The sequence below is a fragment of the Klebsiella electrica genome (assembly GCF_006711645.1).
GTDB classification, from domain to species: Bacteria; Pseudomonadota; Gammaproteobacteria; order Enterobacterales; family Enterobacteriaceae; genus Klebsiella; species Klebsiella electrica.
Map to the genome: position 1 here is coordinate 132,122 of NZ_CP041247.1, position 19,088 is coordinate 151,209.

Genomic DNA, 19,088 nt, shown 5'->3' on the forward strand with positions numbered 1-19,088 from the left:
GGCGTGAGATGAAAGCGTTATCCAAACTGAAAGCGGAAGAAGGCATCTGGATGACCGACGTACCGGAACCGGAAGTCGGCCATAACGATCTGCTGATCAAAATCCGCAAGACCGCGATTTGCGGTACCGACGTACACATCTATAACTGGGACGAATGGTCGCAAAAAACCATCCCGGTACCGATGGTTGTAGGGCATGAATACGTTGGCGAAGTGGTGGGTATCGGCCAGGAAGTACGCGGCTTTAAGATTGGCGATCGCGTGTCCGGTGAAGGGCATATTACCTGTGGCCACTGCCGCAATTGCCGCGCCGGGCGCACGCACCTGTGCCGTAATACCATCGGTGTGGGGGTTAACCGTCCGGGCTGTTTCGCGGAATATCTGGTGATTCCGGCTTTCAACGCCTTCAAAATCCCCGACAACATTTCTGACGATCTGGCGTCGATTTTTGACCCGTTTGGCAACGCGGTTCACACGGCGCTCTCTTTCGATCTGGTTGGCGAAGATGTGCTGGTTTCCGGCGCGGGACCGATTGGCATCATGGCGGCGGCGGTCGCTAAACACGTCGGCGCACGTAATGTGGTTATCACGGACGTTAACGAGTATCGACTGGGCCTGGCGCGTAAAATGGGTGTAACGCGTGCCGTTAACGTCGCCAGGGAGAGTCTGGCCGATGTGATGGCCGAACTGGGGATGAGCGAAGGGTTCGATGTGGGCCTGGAAATGTCCGGTGCGCCGCCGGCGTTCCGCACCATGCTGGACACCATGAACCACGGCGGTCGTATTGCGATGCTCGGTATTCCGCCGTCGGATATGTCGATCGACTGGACCAAAGTTATCTTCAAGGGGCTGTTTATCAAAGGGATTTATGGCCGGGAAATGTTTGAAACCTGGTACAAGATGGCGGCCTTGATCCAGTCTGGACTGGATTTGTCACCGATCATCACCCACCGTTTTGCCATTGATGAGTTCCAGCAGGGCTTTGATGCGATGCGATCTGGCCAGTCCGGTAAAGTGGTTCTGAGCTGGGATTAACCTCAGAACACGGCAGCCCGGCTGCGGCCGGGCTATAGGCAATCTTGTACAGTGTTATGAAGTATTTGAAAGCCTGGTATGCTTTTGACGATAAACGGGAATCTGTCGCGGAACAACGAACAGATTCCCGATCCGCTTAGTTCGTCGGGTTGTCCCAGCCCTGCCATTTCAACTGGTAGTACTGCACCAGAGGGCTGTGGCTGATACTTTCGCTCAGGACGCTGAAGAAGCGGCTGGCGTACACCGGCTCCGGCGGATGCTTCGTCTTACAGAACTTCACGCCGCGGAACGGATTACGCGGCGACGTTGGCGGCGTGGTTGCCGACGGCGGCAGCCCGCTGTCCGGCCTTGAGGTATCGACCTGCGGCTCGTTCAGCAGGTTGCTCGGACGCACCAGGGTGATATCCGGCGGCAGGTTATAGACCATTTGCTGCAGGACGCGCACCGTGGTGGGGTGCGGGTGACCGATAGCAATCGCGGAACCGTTGCGGCGCGCCAGCGCGATGGCGCGGTTGAACTGGACGCGAATATCGGCCTCATTCTGCGTGTCATCGAGGAACACCTTGCGCTTGATAACCTTCACCCCGGTGCCCTGCGCCGCGCGCATGGCCTGGGTATTGCCGATGGTGACGCTGTCGAGGAAATAGAGATTGTAGCGCTCCAGCGCCTGCATCACCTTTTGCATCCCGAACAGGCTGGAGGTCATCGCGCTGCCCATATGGTTGTTCAGGCCAACGGCGTACGGCACTTTGCCATAGGCGTCGCGGATGATGCGCTCGATCTCATCGCTGCTCATATCCGGACGCAGGGTGTCTTTTTCCAGCGGTTGCTTGCTGAGCGGCGCCATTGGCAGGTGGATGAGGACCTCGTGACCGAGATTATGCGCCTTGCTCGCCATTTCACGGGCGTGAGGGGCGTTGGGTAATACGGCGACGGAGATCGTTGCTGGCAGCGCCAGTACCTGATTTTCGGTCTGTGGACGATAGCCAAAGTCGTCAATAACGATCGAGAGTTTGCCGGCAAATGCTGGCGAGGCCATAGCCAGCGTACCGGCTACCGCGAATGCAATTCTGCGAAATTGAAGCAAAACTTATCTTCCCAACCACGGCTGTGGATTGACCGCCTGACCCTGGCGACGAATTTCGAAATAGAGCGACGGACGGCCCTGACCGCCGCTGCTGCCTACGAGAGCAATCGGCTGGCCCGCCCGGACCTGAGTGCCGACGCTGACCAGCGCGCTTTGGTTATAGCCGTAAAGGCTCATATCGCCTTTACCGTGTTCAACGACCACCACCAGGCCGTAGCCCTGTAGCCAGTCGGCGAGAATCACCCGGCCATCGGCGATTGCCTTGACCTCGGTGCCTTCAGACGCAGCGATAACCATCCCTTTCCAACGTAGTTCACCTTGCAGCTGTTCGCCATAACGATGAAGCAACGTTCCGCGTACCGGCCAGTAGGCCTGACCGCGCGGAGAGCCGAGACCGCCGGTACGGGACATCAGCGAACGCTCGCTTTCGGTCGGTTTGTAGGTGGTGCCTTTCCGCGAGGCATCCTGCTGACGATCGCGCACGGCCTGTGCCTCGCGAGCCTCACTCTCAGCGCGGGCCTTCGCGGCGGCTTCTGCCTGCGCGATCCGACCGCGCAGGCGCGATTCGTTAGCCCGCATTTCGCCCAGCTGCTGTTGACCTTGCTGAATAGACGATTCAAGGCCTGAAAGGGTTTTCTTACGTTCGTTACGCGCCTGTTCCAGTTTGGCCTGCTGTGCGCGCTGCTCGTAAACCAGCGTTTGCTGTTGGCTCTGCTTTTCTTCCAGCTGCGCTTTTTGCGCGGAGACCTCTTCGCGCGTCTGTTTCAACTGGGCGATCGTCTCCTGGCGGGCCTGGTTCAGGTAACCGTAGTAAACCTGCATGCGCTGGTTACGCTGACCCTCTTCACCGCTGAGGATCATTTGCATCCCGGTATGCGGCCCCTGGCGGAACGCGGCATCAAGCTGCGCGGACAGGTTGCGCTCCTGAGTGGCACGCTGACGCTCCAGTTTAGCGATGGACGCGTTCATCTCGTCAATCTGCCTGTTCAACTGGTTCAGGGTATCCTGAGTTTCGCGTAATTTGCGGGTGGCCGCAGAGATAGCTTCTTCCTGAGCCCTGAGCTGGGCGAGCAGGGAAGAACGTTGCTGCTGTTGCTGCTGTATCGCTCTCTGCTTGGCGGCGATATCGGCCTGAATTGATTTGAGCTGGTCGCGGTCATCCGCCTGAGCGGGTGCGGCGCACAGCAATACGCCAGCGCTGAGTGCGCTGGCGTAAAGGACGGATCGAACAGCCGTTGCGATCCATGTATTTGAATAAGTCGCCTTTCCCCTCATGGGGAAGGATTATTCCACGATGAACAGCGGCTTGCCAGTCATCTCTTGCGGGATTTCCATTCCCATCAGCGACAGCATGGTTGGCGCGATATCGGAAAGCTTGCCGCCTTCGGCGACTTTCACCGATTTATCGCCAACGTAGATCAGCGGCACCGGCAGGTTGGTGTGGGCGGTATGGGCCTGGCCGGTTGCCGGGTCGCGCATCTGCTCAGCGTTACCGTGATCGGCGGTAATCAGCAGCTGGCCGCCGACGGATTCTACCGCTTTGGCGACCTGATCGATGCAGTTATCCAGCGTTTCAACGGCTTTAATTGCCGCTTCCATCACGCCGGTATGACCGACCATATCGCCGTTCGGATAGTTACAGATGATGGTGTCGTACTGACCGCCCTTGATGGCGGCCACCAGTTTTTCGGTCAGCTCAGCGGAGCTCATTTCCGGCTGCAGGTCGTAGGTGGCGACTTTTGGTGAGTTGATCAGAATACGCTCTTCGCCTTTGAACGGCTCTTCAACGCCGCCGTTAAAGAAGAAGGTCACGTGGGCGTATTTCTCGGTTTCGGAGATGCGCAGCTGAGTCTTGTCGTTCTTCGCCATCCACTCGCCGAAGGTGTTGGCCAGGGATGCTGGCGGATATGCGCAGGCGACTTTGATGTCGGCGGCATATTCGGTCAGCATCACGAAGTCGAGTTTGACCTCTTTCTTACGGGCGAAACCGTCGAAATCGGCGTTTACGAAGGCACGGGTGATTTCACGGGCGCGGTCAGCACGGAAGTTCATGAAAATCAGCGCGTCGCCGTCTTCCATCGCGGCATCGGCCTGGCCGTTGGCACGGATGACGGTCGCCTTCACGAATTCGTCGTTTTCATCGCGGGCGTAGGCGGCCTGCAGACCGGCAACGGCGCTGTCGGCCTGGAACTCGCCCTGCGCCAGGGTCATCAGATCATACGCCTGCTCAACGCGGTCCCAGCGATTGTCGCGGTCCATGGCGTAGTAGCGGCCAATAATGGAGGCCACGCGGCCTTTACCCAGCGCGACAAATTTTTCTTCAAATTTTGCCAGCGAGTTTTCAGCGCTGCGCGGCGGGGTGTCGCGACCATCGAGGAAAGCGTGCAGGTAGATTTTTTCTGCCCCGCGTTCGGCGGCCAGCTCTACCATCGCCATGATGTGGTCTTCGTGGCTGTGAACGCCGCCTGGGGACATCAGGCCCATGATGTGCACGGCTTTACCCGCAGCAACGGCTTTGTCGACTGCGGCGGTCAGCACCGGGTTTGCAAAGAACGTGCGTTCTTTGATTTCGACATCGAGACGGGTCAGATCCTGGTAAACGATACGACCGGCGCCGAGGTTAACGTGACCCACTTCAGAGTTGCCCATCTGGCGATCCGGCAGACCGACCTCAAGACCAGAAGCATCAATCAGCGTATGGGGACGTTTCGCCCACAATGCGTCCATGACTGGCGTTTTCGCGCTATAAATCGCGTTATCCTGCTGGTCTTCACGATAGCCATAGCCATCCAGAATGACCAGTACCATCGGCTTTTTAGAATTCGACATTGCGACAACCTCATGCTCAAAGACAGAAAATTTGCGTAATTTTACTACAGCTGAATCGTTCAAAGCACCGTAAAAGATCAAAGAAAGAGAGCGTCGGGCCCGCGCGAAAGTCGTCGGAAGGGGATTTTTTCGTGACGGGCCGCAGAAAATACATTACATCGCGCTCACTGGCTGTATTTGCCGCAATGCACAGGTATACTCCTTCCCTGGTTTTTTTATCACTTAGTCGGGAGTTGTAACCCCCCATGCAAGAAATTATGCAATTCGTCGGCCGTCACCCCGTCCTGAGCATCGCGTGGATCGCGCTGCTGGTGGCGGTGCTGTTCACCACCTTTAAGGGGCTGATGTCGAAAGTTAAAGTCATTACCCGTGGCGAAGCGACGCGTCTGATCAACAAAGAAGATGCCGTGGTTGTCGACCTGCGTCAGCGTGACGACTTCCGTAAAGGCCATATCGCGGGCTCCATCAACCTGCTGCCGAGCGAAATCAAGGCAAATAACGTTGGTGAGTTGGAAAAACACAAAGCACAACCCATTATAGTGGTAGATGGTTCCGGTATGCAGGCACAAGAGCCTGCCAGCGCGCTGAATAAAGCCGGATTTGAAAAGGTCTTTGTACTGAAAGAAGGCATTGCTGGCTGGAGCGGCGAAAACCTTCCGCTGGTACGCGGCAAATAAATTTACCCACGTCTTTATGACGTAGCCAGGTTTCCCCCACTGCGGCGAGCCGTCGGGGGGGTAGCCTTGTCTGCGGCGTAAAATCCTGCGGGTAAAAACAGGAGTGAAGTCATGGCCAATATTGATATCTACACCAAAGCGACTTGTCCGTTCTGTATTCGTGCAAAAGCACTGCTGAACAGCAAAGGCGTAACGTTCAATGAACTGCCGATCGATGGCAATGCCGCGAAGCGTGAAGAGATGATTGAGCGCAGCGGTCGTACGACGGTTCCGCAGATTTTTATTGATGAGCAGCACATTGGCGGCTGTGACGACTTGTATGCGCTTGATTCACGTGGTGGACTTGATCCCCTGCTGCGCTAATTTTGCGTCCGCCCAGGTCGGGTAGGCGTATTTAAGGACAACACGAAAGGGTTTTACTATGTCAGAACAAAACAGCACCGAAATGACGTTCCAGATCCAGCGTATCTATACCAAGGATATTTCCTTTGAAGCGCCGAATGCGCCGCAAGTTTTCCAGAAAGACTGGCAGCCGGAAGTTAAACTTGATCTGGACACTGCTTCCAGCCAGTTGGCTGAAGGCGTCTACGAAGTGGTGCTGCGCGTAACCGTAACCGCTGCGCTGGGCGAAGAAACCGCATTCCTGTGCGAAGTACAGCAGGGCGGCATCTTCTCCATCGACGGCATTGACGGCAACCAGATGGCGCATTGCCTCGGCGCATACTGCCCGAACATTCTGTTCCCGTATGCGCGTGAGTGCATTACCAGCCTGGTGTCTCGCGGTACCTTCCCGCAACTGAACCTTGCGCCAGTGAACTTCGATGCGCTGTTCATGAACTATCTGCAGCAGCAAGCTGGCGAAGGTGCCGAACAACATCAGGATGCCTGATGAACGCACTTAATGCTGCAATGACTGTGATCGGTGCCGGCTCATACGGCACCGCTCTTGCCATCACCCTGGCAAGAAATGGCCACGATGTTGTGCTCTGGGGCCATGACCCGAAACATATCGCGACGCTGCAACATGACCGCTGCAACGCCGCTTTCCTTCCTGACGTCCCTTTCCCTGACACGCTGCATCTTGAAAGCGATCTGTCTGCCGCGCTGGCGGCCAGCCGCGATATTCTGGTTGTGGTGCCCAGCCATGTCTTTGGTGAGGTTCTGCGGCAGATTAAACCGCTGATGCGCCCGGATGCGCGCCTGGTCTGGGCGACAAAAGGCCTTGAGGCCGAAACCGGTCGCCTGTTGCAGGATGTCGCGCGCGAAGCGCTGGGCGACACGATCCCGCTGGCGGTCATTTCCGGCCCGACCTTTGCCAAAGAACTGGCGGCAGGGCTGCCGACGGCCATTTCGCTGGCGTCCACGGAGCCGCAGTTTGCCGACGACCTGCAGCATTTACTGCACTGCGGTAAAAGCTTCCGCGTCTATATCAACCCGGACTTTATCGGCGTGCAGCTTGGCGGGGCGGTGAAAAACGTTATTGCCATTGGCGCCGGGATGTCTGACGGCATCGGCTTTGGCGCCAATGCGCGTACGGCGCTGATAACCCGGGGTCTGGTTGAAATGTCTCGTCTCGGTACCGCGCTGGGCGCCGATCCGGAAACCTTTATGGGGATGGCGGGGCTGGGCGATCTGGTGCTGACCTGCACCGATAACCAATCGCGTAACCGCCGCTTCGGCATGATGCTCGGTCAGGGTATGGATGTGCAAAGCGCGCAGGATAAGATTGGCCAGGTGGTTGAAGGCTATCGCAATACCAGGGAAGTTCGCGTTCTGGCACAGCGTTTAGGTGTTGAAATGCCAATAACCGAGGAAATTTATCAGGTATTGTATTGCGGAAAAATTGCGCGCGAGGCAGCATTGACTTTATTAGGCCGTGCGCGCAAGGACGAGCGCAGCAATTAATCTTAAAGGAACCTTTGTCACCTCGATGACCCGGTCAGCGTAGAACTGGCCGGTCATTCTGCTATCGCCTGGAGTCAGCAATGCCGTGTGAAGAACTGGATATCGTCTGGAATAATATTAAAGCCGAAGCCCGGGCTCTGGCCGACTGTGAGCCTATGCTCGCCAGTTTTTACCACGCAACGCTACTCAAACACGAAAATCTGGGCAGCGCCCTGAGCTATATGCTGGCGAATAAGCTGGCTTCCCCCATTATGCCGGCTATCGCTATTCGTGAAGTGGTGGAAGAGGCCTATGCCGCTGACCCGGAAATGATCGCTTCCGCCGCCTGCGATATCCAGGCCGTGCGCACCCGCGATCCGGCGGTTGATAAATACTCGACGCCGCTGCTGTACCTGAAAGGTTTCCACGCGCTGCAGGCCTATCGCATTGGCCACTGGCTGTGGAATCAGGGGCGCCGCGCGCTGGCGATTTTCCTGCAAAACCAGGTTTCCGTTTCTTTCCAGGTGGATATCCATCCGGCGGCGAAAATTGGCCGCGGGATTATGCTCGATCACGCTACCGGCATTGTGGTCGGCGAAACGGCGGTGATTGAGGACGACGTGTCGATTCTGCAGTCCGTCACCCTCGGCGGGACCGGTAAAACCAGCGGCGACCGGCACCCGAAAATCCGTGAAGGCGTGATGATTGGCGCCGGTGCGAAGATCCTCGGCAATATCGAAGTGGGTCGGGGGGCGAAAATTGGCGCCGGTTCCGTGGTGTTACAGCCCGTACCGCCGCACACCACCGCAGCCGGTGTACCGGCGCGTATCGTCGGTAAGCCAGAGAGCGATAAACCCGCGATGGATATGGATCAGCACTTTAACGGTATTCACCATACCTTCGAGTACGGCGACGGTATCTAGAATCGGGTTACGGTCTGGTGCCGGTATGTAGCCCGGATAAGGCGCGATGCGCCGCTTCCGGGAGTTTCCCCGGCTTGTGCTGCGCTTATCCGGGCTACGGTCTGGCCTGGTATGTAGCCCGGATAAGGCGCGATGCGCCGCCATCCGGGAATCGCGGAGGCTAACTGCGCAATACCGCGCCAGGATACCCCAGCTGGCGCCAGGCCTCGTACACGACCACCGACACCGCATTTGACAGGTTCATGCTGCGGCTGTCCGGCATCATCGGAATACGGATTTTCTGCTGCGCTGGCAGGGCATCAAGAATGCTGGCCGGCAGGCCGCGCGTTTCCGGGCCAAACATCAAGAAATCGCCATCCTGATAGCTTACCGCGCTGTGAGCCGGCGTGCCCTTTGTGGTCAGGGCGAACAGGCGCTGCGGCCTGGCGCTTTCGACGAAGGCCGCGTAGTCGCGATGACGCTGAACGGCGGTAAATTCATGGTAATCCAGCCCGGCGCGGCGCAGGCGCTTATCATCCCAGGTGAATCCCATAGGCTCGATAATGTGCAGATTGAAGCCGGTGTTGGCACACAGGCGGATGATATTCCCGGTATTCGGCGGGATCTCAGGTTCGAATAGTACAATGTTCAGCATGCTGCCCTGTCTCATTAGGCTCTTAATCGCGCGGGCAGAATAGCAGATATTTGCCCGGCCCTCATCCTCGTGGGAGAGCGCCGGGCGGGGGGTTAGGCAGCGTTACCCTGCTTAATCGCATTGAAGGTTTGCAGCGCGTCGGCGTTCTGCACCAGCGAATCGCGGCTGATTTCGCCGATGGTTTTGGTTCCGGTCAGGGTCATGGCCACTTTCATCTCTTTCTCGATAAGATTCAGCAGGTTGGCTACCCCCTGCTTACCGTGGGTGGCCAGCGCGTAGAGATAGGCGCGGCCCAGCAGTACGCTATCGGCGCCCAGCGCAATCATCCGCACCACATCAAGACCATTACGAATACCGCTATCGGCGAGAATGGCGATATCGCCTTTGACCGCATCAGCGATCGCCGGTAGCGCGCGGGCAGAGGAGAGAACGCCGTCGAGCTGGCGGCCGCCGTGGTTGGAGACCACGATCCCGTCGGCGCCGAAGCGTACCGCATCCCGCGCATCCTGCGGATCGAGGATCCCTTTGATCACCATCGGGCCATCCCAGAATTCGCGGATCCACTCAAGGTCTTTCCACGAAATCGACGGATCGAAGTTGTTGGCCAGCCAGCCGATATAATCCTCAAGACCGGTAGGCTTGCCGAGATAGGCGGAGATATTGCCGAGATCGTGAGGGCGACCGTTTAAACCGACATCCCACGCCCACTGTGGGTGAGTCATCGCCTGCCAGTAGCGGCGCATCGCCGCGTTCGGGCCGCTCATCCCGGAGTGGGCATCGCGATAGCGGGCGCCGGGGGTGGGCATATCAACGGTAAACACCAGGGTGGAACAGCCCGCCGCTTTGGCGCGCTCCAGCGCATTGCGCATAAAGCCGCGATCGCGCAGGACGTACAGCTGGAACCACATCGGACGCTTGATGGTCGGCGCGACCTCTTCTATCGGGCAGACGGAAACGGTGGAGAGGGTGAACGGAATCCCTTTATCATCCGCGGCGCCTGCCGCCTGCACTTCACCGCGGCGAGCGTACATTCCGCACAGTCCGACCGGCGCCAGCGCCACCGGCATGGAGAGCTTTTCTTTGAACAGCGTCGTCTCCAGGCTCAGGTCCGACATATTCTTCAGGACCCGCTGGCGGAGCGCCACATCAGACAGGTCTTCAACGTTGCGGCGCAGCGTGTGTTCGGCATAGGCGCCGCCGTCGATGTAGTGGAACAGGAACGGTGGCAGGATACGCTGTGCGGCTGCGCGATAGTCGCTGGCGGCTGAAATAATCATCACGGGTTCTCCCTGGCATTTTCATTGTGGTCACCGGGCAGACGGGTAATTCGCGCCTGGCGGGCCTGGTCTTCATCAAAGTGTTTAATCGTGGCGTGGACAAAGCCTAAATGCGCCATCATCGCCTGCCGTGCGCCTTCGGCGTCACCGGCGAAAATGGCCTCCATCACGGCCTGGTGCTGTTCGGTCAGACGGGCGAATACCGGCGGGACAAGGTACATCCGCTGGCGGCTCTGTTTGACCGAGGATTGCAGGAGGTCGAAAAAGCCGCGCATGGTTTGTAGCAGCACCACGTTGTGCGAGGCTTCGGCGATCGCCAGATGAAAGCGCACGTCGGCCTGCGAGGCGAGGTCCGGGTCCTCGCTCTGGGTGGCTTCAAAGCACAGGCGAATGCGCTCTTTTTCGGCATCGGTTGCCCGCATCGCCGCATGCCAGGCCGTGCTGGCTTCGATGGCGTGGCGGGCTTCCAGAATATCAAAGCTGTAATCGGGGTCGTCGGCGAGCAGCGTTTTTAGCGGCTGAACGATATTCTGTTCCGACCACGTCTCGTGCTGCCAGCGCACGAAGGTCCCGCCGCCGCGACGGCTGACCAGCAGACCTTCGTTCACCAGCATCGCCAGCGCTTCGCGCAGCGAGTTGCGCGATACGCCAAGCTGCGCGGCCAACTGGCGCTCGGCGGGCAGTCGCATGCCCGCCTCCAGCTTTTGTTCTTCAATCAGCGCCCGCACACGACGGACGACATCGTCTGCGAGGCGCCGGGGCATCACTATCATGGGATCATCCAGGTTAAGACATAGGCCTGTAGCGTGGTGATAACGCCAACCATGCAGGTAAAGATCAGGCTGTGTTTTACGGTAAAGCGGAACAGGTCCGACTCTTTCCCCACCAGCCCTACCGCCGCACAGGCGATGGCGATGGACTGCGGCGAAATCATTTTACCGGTGACGCCGCCTGTGGTGTTGGCCGCGACCAGCAGAATATCGGATACGCCGATCTGCTGTGCCGCGGTCGCCTGCAGCGCGGCGAACAGCGCGTTAGACGAGGTGTCCGAACCGGTCAGGAATACCCCCAGCCAGCCGAGGAACGGCGAGAAGAAGGTAAACGCGTGGCCGGTATGCGCCAGCGCAAGGGCCAGCGTCGACGACAGCCCGGAATAGTTAGAGATAAAGGCGAACGCCAGTACCATGCCGATAGAGTAAATCGGCAGAGCCAGTTCTTTTAACGTGCTGCCAAAGGTGACCAGCGCGTCTTTCGGTTTCATGCGCAGCCAGACGATGGAAAGTAAAGCCGCAAACAGGATGGCGGTGCCGGTAGCCGACAGCCAGTCGAACTTATACACCGCAGCGTAAGGCGTGGCGGCGCTGACAACCGGCGGCATGCGGGCCACCATCTTATCGAGGAACGGGACAGAGATATTGATGACGAAGTCATACATCGCGCCGCCGGGGGCAAACAGGGCCTTAAACGGCGGAATGCTCCACAGGGTCACGGTGGCGGTCAGGAACAGGAAGGGCGACCAGGCGCGAGCGATCTGCCCGGCGCTGTAATGGGTACGCGCCAGCGTTTGATCGACCTGCGCGGCGCCCATATCGCCAAAGCGGAAGATACGCACCGGCTGCCAGCGTTTGAGGAACAGGGTCAGGCAAACCAGCGACACCAGGGAAGAGATGATGTCCGGCAGTTCCGGGCCGAGGAAGTTGGAGCTGAGGTACTGTGCGATGGCGAACGAGCCACCGGCCACCATGACCGCCGGCCAGGTCTCTTTGACACCGCGCCAGCCGTCCATAATCGCCATAATCCAGAACAGGACGATAATGGTCAGGAACGGCAGTTGACGACCGACCATCTGGCCGATGGCAAAGCTGTCGATACCGGTCACCTGGCCGGCGACCAGAATGGGAATGCCCATCGCACCGAAGGCAACCGGCGCGGTGTTGACGATCAGACACAGGCCCGCCGCATACAGCGGGTTAAAACCCAGGCCGACCAGCAGCGCGGCGGTAATCGCCACCGGCGCGCCAAAGCCGGCCGCACCTTCGAGGAAAGCCCCGAAGGAGAAGCCGACAATCAGCATCTGCAGGCGCTGGTCAGGGGTAATCGAGAGAATCGACGAGCGGATAATGTCGAACTGCCCGGTCTTGACCGAAATTTTATAGACGAATACCGCGGCGATAATAATCCACGCGATGGGCCACAGGCCGTAAAAGAAGCCGTAGACCACAGAAGTCAGCGCGCGGTCCACCGGCATTTTATAGAACAGCAGCGCGACCGATAGCGCAATGGCCACGGTCCATGTCGCTGCCAGGTACCCTTTGAGCTTGAGCTTTATCAGGGCAAAAAAGAAAAACAGAATCGGTAACGATGCGATAAGACTTGAGAGCCAGATATTACCGGCCGGATCGTAATTTTGTTGCCAGAGGTTCATGCAGGTCTCCATCGGGCCACAAAGATGCGGTGCTGAGTCTGCGCTCCTTGCAGATCACATCTTTTGTAAAACTGGCCCAGCCAAAATTGAGTTGTAGGGTTAACGACAATGAATGGTTAATCAAATGTTATTATCAGGCAATACGTCTGTGACCAAAAATGATGGATATGTGAACCGTTGAGTGGTTTAGGAAATAATTGGTTGGGCCAATAAGAGAGGGGAGTTCATGGACGTGAGTGATATGTGAATCAGCGCCTGCCCGGCTACCAACCGCCAGCGGACACGATTCCGTCGCCCTGACCAGCGTAGCGCCGCCGGGGATTTTCCCGGATGGCGGCGCGAGCGCCTGATCCGGGCTACCCGACCGCACGAACCCGTAGCCCCGGTCAGCGTAGCGCCACCGGGGAGGTTCTCGGGACTAAAGGATTAGAACTCGGTTTTAGAGAAGCCGGTCATTTCTTTGAGGTTCATTTCGCGACCGAGGGCGGTCATCGGATGCACAATCACCAGTCCGCGAACGCTTTTCTTCAGCTTGCCCATATCGGCCTGCTCTTTTTTGGTGATTGCGCGGCGATGTGGCAGGCTCATCAGCTTCTGGGCTTCTTTGCTTAGTTTCTGGCCCTGAACTTCGCGCAGGCGAATAATTTCGGCTTCGAGGGTGGTTTTTTCTTTTTCCAGCTCGGCGTATTTGTCCGCAGCTTCCACCAGCGACAGGTCTGCCTGCTGATGGCGGATGGCGTCGAGGCGGTCGCTCAAACGCTTGATTTCATTCTTTTCGACTTCTTTCATGATGACTTAATCTATTAATAAAGGGATTTCGACAACATATAGTATGTGCTGTGACTTCTGTTGTGGGTAGTCATTTATCAAAAGCCCGACGTTTTTTCCGCGGAAGTCTCAGGCGTAATGATTTATAATTATATGAATGTAAATAATATTATTACTAATAGCCGCCTGTTTTTCATCTCTGTGAAGTCTGTCATCAATACCGCACGTTTTCCTCAACCCTGGCCTCATTTTTCGCTAATCCTTTACAGGATAATCCCTGAAAACAGGAGGGCGAGATGGCAAAAATCGGTGACGGCGTACCGCGTATTATCGACAAGACAGTTGATTTTATGGCTTCAAGCCAGGCTTTTATGGAGTATTTGAAAAAATCCCCGCGTTTGCAGCACGTGCCGCGGGAAATCCCGCAGAACAAAGAGGCGCTGTTCCTGAGTCGTCTGGAGTATTACAGGCAGCTTTACCGGCCGACTTGTGACCAGGTGTAACCCGGGTCAGAGCGTTGATTTCTGAAAGGCTTTTTTCAAGCTGATTCGGGAAATCAGCTCGGTCAGAGACAGCATCATTGTTGAACGTACAACCTGCTGGTAGCGCAGCTTCTGCATTGCCAGCAGTTCTTCGTCGCTCTCATCAAACAGTGGCGTCGGCGGCAGGGCGGTCACGCAATGCAGTTCGCCGAAAGGCCCAAGAATTTCATCATCGGTAAAACCGTACTCATTTCCGTCGTGATTCAACTCTTCGCGCAGAGCCATCAGCAGCTCGGCGTCTTCGTATTCGGCGCGGCTAATCACCCCAAGGCCGTAAATCAGCTTCAGGCGTACAGAAAGGTCTCCCAGCGGCCCATCGCCATCCAGCAAGGGCTCCACTGCGTATTTCACCGCATAGTCGTCTTTACGGAACACCTGAAGCACCAGAATATTGACCGCTTCCGTGAGTAGCTCGACGGTGGTGATCAGGAAGCTTCGTACGGTTTTGCCAGCATTCAGACGCTCAAGCACGCGGTTTTCAAATGCCTGTGTTTCTTCCATTATGGCCTGCATATCTGACAGGAGTAGTAATGGGCGCGGTTCGTACCGCGCCAGGTCTTGCCTCATTTGGTGGCGTTGTAGTCGTTAACGGCCTCGGTCACCACGGCGCTTGCTGCATCCAGACCGGAAATCTGTGCCAGCGCAGCCTGGGGACCCTTCTCGTTAATCAAGTCTGCCAGCTCCTGCGCCTGCGGGTCTTCTTCGCTGCGGAAATGCATTGCCGCCGCGATCCCTTTGACCAGGTTAACATGCGGCAGAGCATATTCCAGCGTACCAAGCAGCGGCTTAATCAGACGATCGCCCGCGCTCAGTTTACGCAGCGGCTGACGGCCCACGCGCTCAACGTCATCTTTCAGGTACGGATTCTCGAAACGGCCGAGGATTTTCTGGATGTAGGCGGCGTGCTTCTGCGCATCAAAGCCGTAGCGTTTGATCAGTACCGCGCCGCTCTCTTCCATGGCCCCTTTCACCACGGCGCGAATGTTCTCATCGAGAATCGCCTCGCGGATTGTCTGGTGCCCGGCCAGTTTTCCGAGGTAGGCGGTTATAGCATGTCCGGTGTTTAAGGTGAATAGCTTACGTTCGACAAATGCCATCAGGTTGTCGGTTAATTCCATGCCAGGGATCGCCGGCAAGGTCCCTTTAAACTGGGTTTTATCGACGATCCACTCGCTAAAGGTTTCCACGGTCACTTCCAGCGGGTCATGCGTCGCAGAGGCTGACGGGGGAACAATACGGTCAACCGCGGAATCGACAAAGCCGACGTTGGCTTCTACCCAGGCTTTATCTTCTTCCGCCAGGGCGTTAAATACGTGGCCTTTAAGCTGTGTGGTCCCGCGCACCATATTTTCGCAGGCAATGATGTTTAGCGGGGCGGTTATCCCCTGCGCTTTACGCTGCGCCAGTCCTTGCGCAATAGCCGGCGCAATGCGCTCCAGCACCACCGGGCCGACGGCGGTGGTGATCAGGTCAACGCGGGCAATCAGGTCAATGACTTCATCGCCGATGCTGCTGACGGCATTGACGCCGGAGACGGTATCGACCTGCTCGTTTTCACCGACGACATGAACCTGATAGCTATGACGGGCATTCAGGGCATCAAGTACCACCTGATTCACATCGGCGAATGTTAAAGCGATCCCCGCGTCAGCCAGCAATTTGCCGATGAAGCCACGTCCGATATTACCTGCGCCAAAATGTAATGCATTCATAGTATTAGCCTTCATTAATGTTTTTACCTGAGAGGGTTCGGGTGAGGCGGGTCCCTCAACCGAACCCTCTCCCCACGCATGAGGAGAGGGTGGGCGTTCCCGGATTGCGGCGTGAACGCCTTATCCGGACTCCAGGTTACACTTTCAGCAGAGACAACACTTCCTCAACGCTGGTGGTGTGGGTCAGGCGCTCAATCACCGACTCATCATCCAGCGCGTTAGTCAGGCTGGTAATCACTTGAATGTGCTCGTTATTGCGTGCCGCGATACCGATAACCAGACGGGCGACGTCATCTTCGTCTTCGCCAAAGCGAACCCCTTCCGGATACTGGCAGAACACCACGCCGGTCTTCAGGACACGGTCTTTTGCTTCGATGGTGCCGTGCGGTACCGCGATGGACTCGCCCAGGTAAGTGGAGGTCAGTTTTTCACGGTCCAGCATCGCCTGCACATATTCCGGTTCAACATAACCGCCTTTCACCAGCTGCTCGCCCGCAAAGCGGATCGCCTCTTCTTTCGTCGCCGCTTTGCGACCGAGGAAGATGTTCTCTTCGCCAAGCTTGAACAGATTGGTTTCCGGTGCATCAAAGCTGTCTTTCAGGCTACCGTGAACTTTCTTTTCGTTATCAGTATGGCGCTGCGCCGCAACCAGACGCTCGGTCAGGTTGGTGTACAGGCCGCTGTCGAGGAAGTTGGTCAGCGAAATGTGCTGGGCCTGCGGCACCTGGCGCATCGCCCGCTCGGTCAGATCGCGGTGGGTAATCACCAGGTCGACATCCGGCGGCAGGTTGTTAATGGCGCAGTTGGTGACGGAGATATTGCTCAGCCCCGCATCCTGCACTTTTTTACGCAGTACCCCGGCGCCCATGGCGCTGGAACCCATGCCGGCATCGCAGGCGACGATGATTTTGCGCACATGGCTCAGATCGTTAGCCACGGTACCTGCAGACAGCGGTGTGGCCGCGCCTTTGGATTCGGCTTTCATATCCTGCATGCGACGGGTCGCAGCATCGATATCATCTTCTTCTTTCACTTTGCTGGTTTTCAGCAGAATGGCGGAGATCACAAAGGAGACGACCATGGCCGCAATAATTGCCGCGATGTTAGCGAAGTACGCCCCTTTCGGCGTCATCGCCAGCACCGCCAGGATAGAACCTGGGGAGGCAGGAGAAACCAGACCGCCGTTGAGGATAGTCAGGGTGAACACACCGGTCATACCGCCGAGAATCACGGCAAGGATCAGACGCGGGTTCATCAGCACATACGGGAAGTAGATTTCGTGAATACCGCCCAGGAAGTGGATGATTGCGGCACCGCCTGCGGACTGCTTCGCGTTACCGCGACCAAAGAACATGTATGCCATCAGCACGCCCATCCCCGGACCCGGGTTGGCTTCAATCAGGAAGAAGATGGATTTACCCAGCTCATGAGACTGCTGGATACCCAGCGGCGAGAAGATACCGTGGTTGATGGCGTTGTTAAGGAACAGGATTTTCGCTGGCTCAACGAAGATTGATGCCAGCGGCAGCATGTCATGGACAACCATGAAGTTAACGCCTGCCGCCAGAATTTTAGACAGAACCTCAACCGCCGGGCCAATGCCGAGGAATGCCAGAATCGCGAGGATCATCCCGATAATACCGGCAGAGAAGTTGTTCACCAGCATCTCGAAACCGGACTTAATCTTACCGTCTACCCAGCTATCGAAATGTTTAATCGCCCAGCCGCCCAGCGGACCTGCGATCATCGCGCCGAGGAACATCGGCATGTCCGCGCCGACGATGACGCCCATTGTGGTAATAGCGCCGACGACGCCACCACGCTCACCGCCAATTAACTTACCACCGGTATAGCCGATAAGCAGCGGCAACAGGTAGGTGATCATCGGGCCGACTAATTTCGCCAGCGTCTCGTTTGGTAACCACCCTGTCGGGATGAATAATGCGGTAATGATACCCCACGCGATAAACGCGCCGATGTTTGGCATCACCATATTGCTGAGGAAACGACCAAAGCTTTGCACCTTGATCTTGATATCGGATGACATAAAACACCCCTTCTTCTGTTTTGCTTATCGCGTAGGCTAAAAGCCTGAGGCTTGTTGTGAATATGGCGGCAGAGGTCGCCGGACCCTGATTGATAAAGCGAATCTGGCACTGAATCATTAAACTGTCCAGTTGGTGGGTTTTTGTGTGACCTTGATCACATGAATATAGGTATCTGATAGCTATTTATAGTGATTCTCATCACAAAATTGGTGTGCAAAAAAAACGCAACGGGTCAAAATTAACCCGATTAGGTTAATTAATGTGAATTACATCACATAATATTGTTTCTGGTTTGTCTCTATATTGTGATGTTGTTCACAAAAAATAACTGGTTGAATTTTGCGGATGTGATCGCCGACAAACTCTGCGCGCCCGATTGATCCCGTGCGCTATCAGGCCCGGGTCGACAGACTGCAGGCCGATCTGGTGACCGCGCTGCACAGCATCAATACCCTGAAGGCACAGCTTTCTGAAGCGCAGGCGAACACGGTGCGTGTTTCCGCCGAGCGCGACCGGCTCTACAAAGACTACCCGCGCTATCGGAAAGTCAGCCAGGCGATTGACGTGAAGTCTGACCTGCCTTTTGCCTGCGCCTGACCCATACTTATCTTTTTGTGGGCGAAAGGAGCAGGCAATGAAACTGATCGGCAGCTACACCAGTCCCTTTGTGCGTAAAATCTCCGTCATTCTGCTGGAGAAAAACCTCCCCTTCGAATTCGTCAATGAATTTCCCTACCAGGAGGTGAACGGCGTCGGGAAATACAATCCCTTGGGTAAGGTGCCGGTGCTGGTCACGGACAGCGGCGAATGCTGGTATGACTCCCCCATTATCGCGCAATACCTTGAACAGCTCGACGCTGCGCCGGGAATGGTGCCATCGGACCCGAACGCGGCGTTGAAAATGCGCCAGCTGGAGGCGCTGGCCGACGGCGTAATGGAGGCGGCGCAGGCGCTGGTACGCGAAAAGACCCGTCCGGCGGCGCAGCAGTCAGAAAGCGAGCTGCTGCGCCAGCGGGAGAAAGTAGCCCGCGGCCTTGATGAACTGGAAGCCCGTGTAGCCGATGGCAGCCTGCGGATCGATGAGGTTAATCTGGCGACGATTTCAGCGGCGTGCGCGATTGCCTATCTCAACTTTCGGCGGGTTGCGCCCGGCTGGTGTGCGACCCGGCCTCAGCTGATTAAGCTGGTCGACGCGCTGTTTCAGCGCGCCAGTTTCGCCCGTACCGAACCGCCAAGGACTTGACCCAG

At 56.9% G+C, this 19,088-nt stretch carries 19 protein-coding genes and 1 pseudogene; 9 read left to right on the forward strand and 11 right to left on the reverse strand.

Annotated elements, in window-relative coordinates; genetic code table 11:
* The first annotated feature begins 8 nt into the window (after positions 1-8).
* Complete coding sequence (gene tdh, locus Electrica_RS00635) at positions 9-1,034, forward strand: L-threonine 3-dehydrogenase (RefSeq protein WP_100682912.1); 1,026 nt, start codon at positions 9-11, stop codon at positions 1,032-1,034.
* Between the two features lie 136 nt (positions 1,035-1,170).
* Here tdh and Electrica_RS00645 read toward each other — a convergent pair whose 3' ends face one another.
* Genes Electrica_RS00645 through gpmM form a run of 3 tightly spaced genes read right to left on the reverse strand, consistent with a single transcriptional unit; the run spans position 1,171 to position 4,950 of the window.
* Entirely contained in the window at positions 1,171-2,121 is a 951-nt protein-coding gene (locus Electrica_RS00645) for a divergent polysaccharide deacetylase family protein (RefSeq protein WP_160704216.1), read from the reverse strand.
* 3 nt (positions 2,122-2,124) lie between these two features.
* Positions 2,125-3,396, reverse strand: coding sequence for a murein hydrolase activator EnvC (envC, locus tag Electrica_RS00650; protein WP_131049334.1), 1,272 nt, complete (start codon positions 3,394-3,396; stop codon positions 2,125-2,127).
* A gap of 9 nt (positions 3,397-3,405) precedes the next feature.
* The gene (gpmM, locus tag Electrica_RS00655; RefSeq protein ID WP_141963057.1) at positions 3,406-4,950 is read right to left on the reverse strand and encodes a 2,3-bisphosphoglycerate-independent phosphoglycerate mutase; all 1,545 of its coding nucleotides are present in this window, start codon (positions 4,948-4,950) and stop codon (positions 3,406-3,408) included.
* A 245-nt stretch (positions 4,951-5,195) separates the two neighbouring features.
* On the opposite strand from gpmM, the gene Electrica_RS00660 reads away from it, so the two are divergent.
* The 5 genes from Electrica_RS00660 to cysE all read left to right on the forward strand — a co-directional run bounded on the left by Electrica_RS00660 (position 5,196) and on the right by cysE (position 8,434).
* Positions 5,196-5,627: a rhodanese-like domain-containing protein gene (locus tag Electrica_RS00660; protein ID WP_100682916.1), complete on the forward strand. Its 432-nt coding sequence runs from the start codon at positions 5,196-5,198 to the stop codon at positions 5,625-5,627.
* Positions 5,628-5,738: 111 nt separating this feature from the next.
* Positions 5,739-5,990 (forward strand): glutaredoxin 3, encoded by a 252-nt coding sequence (grxC, locus tag Electrica_RS00665; RefSeq protein WP_100682917.1) that lies wholly within the window; start codon positions 5,739-5,741, stop codon positions 5,988-5,990.
* 58 nt (positions 5,991-6,048) lie between these two features.
* Complete coding sequence (gene secB / locus Electrica_RS00670) at positions 6,049-6,516, forward strand: protein-export chaperone SecB (RefSeq protein WP_004868904.1); 468 nt, start codon at positions 6,049-6,051, stop codon at positions 6,514-6,516.
* On the forward strand, positions 6,516-7,532 hold the full coding sequence (gene gpsA, locus Electrica_RS00675; protein WP_100682918.1) for an NAD(P)H-dependent glycerol-3-phosphate dehydrogenase: 1,017 nt from the start codon (positions 6,516-6,518) through the stop codon (positions 7,530-7,532). The genes secB and gpsA overlap by 1 nt, the downstream gene beginning before the upstream one ends.
* A gap of 80 nt (positions 7,533-7,612) precedes the next feature.
* Positions 7,613-8,434 (forward strand): serine O-acetyltransferase, encoded by an 822-nt coding sequence (gene cysE, locus Electrica_RS00680; protein WP_004106845.1) that lies wholly within the window; start codon positions 7,613-7,615, stop codon positions 8,432-8,434.
* 160 nt (positions 8,435-8,594) lie between these two features.
* On the opposite strand, the gene trmL is transcribed toward cysE, so the two are convergent.
* The 5 genes from trmL to Electrica_RS00705 form a co-directional block, all read right to left on the reverse strand.
* A complete protein-coding gene (trmL, locus tag Electrica_RS00685; RefSeq protein ID WP_100682919.1) occupies positions 8,595-9,068 on the reverse strand; it encodes a tRNA (uridine(34)/cytosine(34)/5-carboxymethylaminomethyluridine(34)-2'-O)-methyltransferase TrmL in 474 nt (157 codons plus the stop codon).
* A 92-nt stretch (positions 9,069-9,160) separates the two neighbouring features.
* On the reverse strand, positions 9,161-10,345 hold the full coding sequence (gene lldD / locus Electrica_RS00690; protein WP_100682920.1) for an FMN-dependent L-lactate dehydrogenase LldD: 1,185 nt from the start codon (positions 10,343-10,345) through the stop codon (positions 9,161-9,163).
* Positions 10,345-11,118: a transcriptional regulator LldR gene (gene lldR / locus Electrica_RS00695; protein WP_100682921.1), complete on the reverse strand. Its 774-nt coding sequence runs from the start codon at positions 11,116-11,118 to the stop codon at positions 10,345-10,347. Before lldR ends, lldD begins: the two co-directional genes overlap by 1 nt.
* Positions 11,115-12,770 carry an L-lactate permease gene (lldP, locus tag Electrica_RS00700; protein WP_131049336.1) on the reverse strand — a complete coding sequence of 552 codons (1,656 nt, stop codon included), beginning with the start codon at positions 12,768-12,770 and terminating at the stop codon, positions 11,115-11,117. The genes lldR and lldP overlap by 4 nt, the downstream gene beginning before the upstream one ends.
* Before the next feature lie 426 nt (positions 12,771-13,196).
* The gene (locus Electrica_RS00705; RefSeq protein ID WP_100682924.1) at positions 13,197-13,559 is read right to left on the reverse strand and encodes a YibL family ribosome-associated protein; all 363 of its coding nucleotides are present in this window, start codon (positions 13,557-13,559) and stop codon (positions 13,197-13,199) included.
* 275 nt (positions 13,560-13,834) lie between these two features.
* Between Electrica_RS00705 and Electrica_RS00710 the strand changes: the two genes are divergently transcribed.
* Positions 13,835-14,041, forward strand: a complete 207-nt coding sequence (locus tag Electrica_RS00710) for a hypothetical protein (RefSeq protein WP_100682925.1) — start codon at positions 13,835-13,837, stop codon at positions 14,039-14,041.
* A 6-nt stretch (positions 14,042-14,047) separates the two neighbouring features.
* Here Electrica_RS00710 and mtlR read toward each other — a convergent pair whose 3' ends face one another.
* The 3 genes from mtlR to Electrica_RS00725 all read right to left on the reverse strand — a co-directional run bounded on the left by mtlR (position 14,048) and on the right by Electrica_RS00725 (position 17,839).
* Positions 14,048-14,647 carry a mannitol operon repressor MtlR gene (gene mtlR / locus Electrica_RS00715; protein WP_100682926.1) on the reverse strand — a complete coding sequence of 200 codons (600 nt, stop codon included), beginning with the start codon at positions 14,645-14,647 and terminating at the stop codon, positions 14,048-14,050.
* Positions 14,644-15,792, reverse strand: a complete 1,149-nt coding sequence (mtlD, locus tag Electrica_RS00720; protein WP_141963059.1) for a mannitol-1-phosphate 5-dehydrogenase — start codon at positions 15,790-15,792, stop codon at positions 14,644-14,646. Before mtlD ends, mtlR begins: the two co-directional genes overlap by 4 nt.
* 136 nt (positions 15,793-15,928) lie before the next feature.
* Positions 15,929-17,839, reverse strand: a complete 1,911-nt coding sequence (locus Electrica_RS00725; protein ID WP_141963061.1) for a PTS mannitol transporter subunit IICBA — start codon at positions 17,837-17,839, stop codon at positions 15,929-15,931.
* 376 nt (positions 17,840-18,215) lie between these two features.
* Here Electrica_RS00725 and Electrica_RS00730 point away from each other — a divergent pair.
* Both Electrica_RS00730 and Electrica_RS00735 read left to right on the forward strand, forming a co-directional pair.
* Positions 18,216-18,398, forward strand: a pseudogene (locus tag Electrica_RS00730) (hypothetical protein); the annotation flags it as partial.
* 76 nt (positions 18,399-18,474) lie between these two features.
* Complete coding sequence (locus Electrica_RS00735; protein ID WP_141963063.1) at positions 18,475-19,083, forward strand: glutathione S-transferase; 609 nt, start codon at positions 18,475-18,477, stop codon at positions 19,081-19,083.
* The last annotated feature ends 5 nt before the right edge of the window (positions 19,084-19,088 follow it).

Bases quoted from the DNA above. Each gene is read 5' to 3' on its own strand.
- Electrica_RS00735 (WP_141963063.1), top strand. From the start codon at position 18,475: ATGAAACTGATCGGCAGCTACACCAGTCCCTTTGTGCGTAAAATCTCC.
- mtlR (WP_100682926.1), bottom strand. From the start codon at position 14,647: ATGAGGCAAGACCTGGCGCGGTACGAACCGCGCCCATTACTACTCCTG.
- mtlD (WP_141963059.1), bottom strand. From the start codon at position 15,792: ATGAATGCATTACATTTTGGCGCAGGTAATATCGGACGTGGCTTCATC.
- Electrica_RS00710 (WP_100682925.1), top strand. From the start codon at position 13,835: ATGGCAAAAATCGGTGACGGCGTACCGCGTATTATCGACAAGACAGTT.
- lldD (WP_100682920.1), bottom strand. From the start codon at position 10,345: ATGATTATTTCAGCCGCCAGCGACTATCGCGCAGCCGCACAGCGTATC.
- Electrica_RS00660 (WP_100682916.1), top strand. From the start codon at position 5,196: ATGCAAGAAATTATGCAATTCGTCGGCCGTCACCCCGTCCTGAGCATC.
- grxC (WP_100682917.1), top strand. From the start codon at position 5,739: ATGGCCAATATTGATATCTACACCAAAGCGACTTGTCCGTTCTGTATT.
- trmL (WP_100682919.1), bottom strand. From the start codon at position 9,068: ATGCTGAACATTGTACTATTCGAACCTGAGATCCCGCCGAATACCGGG.
- gpsA (WP_100682918.1), top strand. From the start codon at position 6,516: ATGAACGCACTTAATGCTGCAATGACTGTGATCGGTGCCGGCTCATAC.
- secB (WP_004868904.1), top strand. From the start codon at position 6,049: ATGTCAGAACAAAACAGCACCGAAATGACGTTCCAGATCCAGCGTATC.
- Electrica_RS00705 (WP_100682924.1), bottom strand. From the start codon at position 13,559: ATGAAAGAAGTCGAAAAGAATGAAATCAAGCGTTTGAGCGACCGCCTC.
- lldP (WP_131049336.1), bottom strand. From the start codon at position 12,770: ATGAACCTCTGGCAACAAAATTACGATCCGGCCGGTAATATCTGGCTC.
- tdh (WP_100682912.1), top strand. From the start codon at position 9: ATGAAAGCGTTATCCAAACTGAAAGCGGAAGAAGGCATCTGGATGACC.
- Electrica_RS00725 (WP_141963061.1), bottom strand. From the start codon at position 17,839: ATGTCATCCGATATCAAGATCAAGGTGCAAAGCTTTGGTCGTTTCCTC.
- envC (WP_131049334.1), bottom strand. From the start codon at position 3,396: ATGAGGGGAAAGGCGACTTATTCAAATACATGGATCGCAACGGCTGTT.
- cysE (WP_004106845.1), top strand. From the start codon at position 7,613: ATGCCGTGTGAAGAACTGGATATCGTCTGGAATAATATTAAAGCCGAA.
- gpmM (WP_141963057.1), bottom strand. From the start codon at position 4,950: ATGTCGAATTCTAAAAAGCCGATGGTACTGGTCATTCTGGATGGCTAT.
- lldR (WP_100682921.1), bottom strand. From the start codon at position 11,118: ATGATAGTGATGCCCCGGCGCCTCGCAGACGATGTCGTCCGTCGTGTG.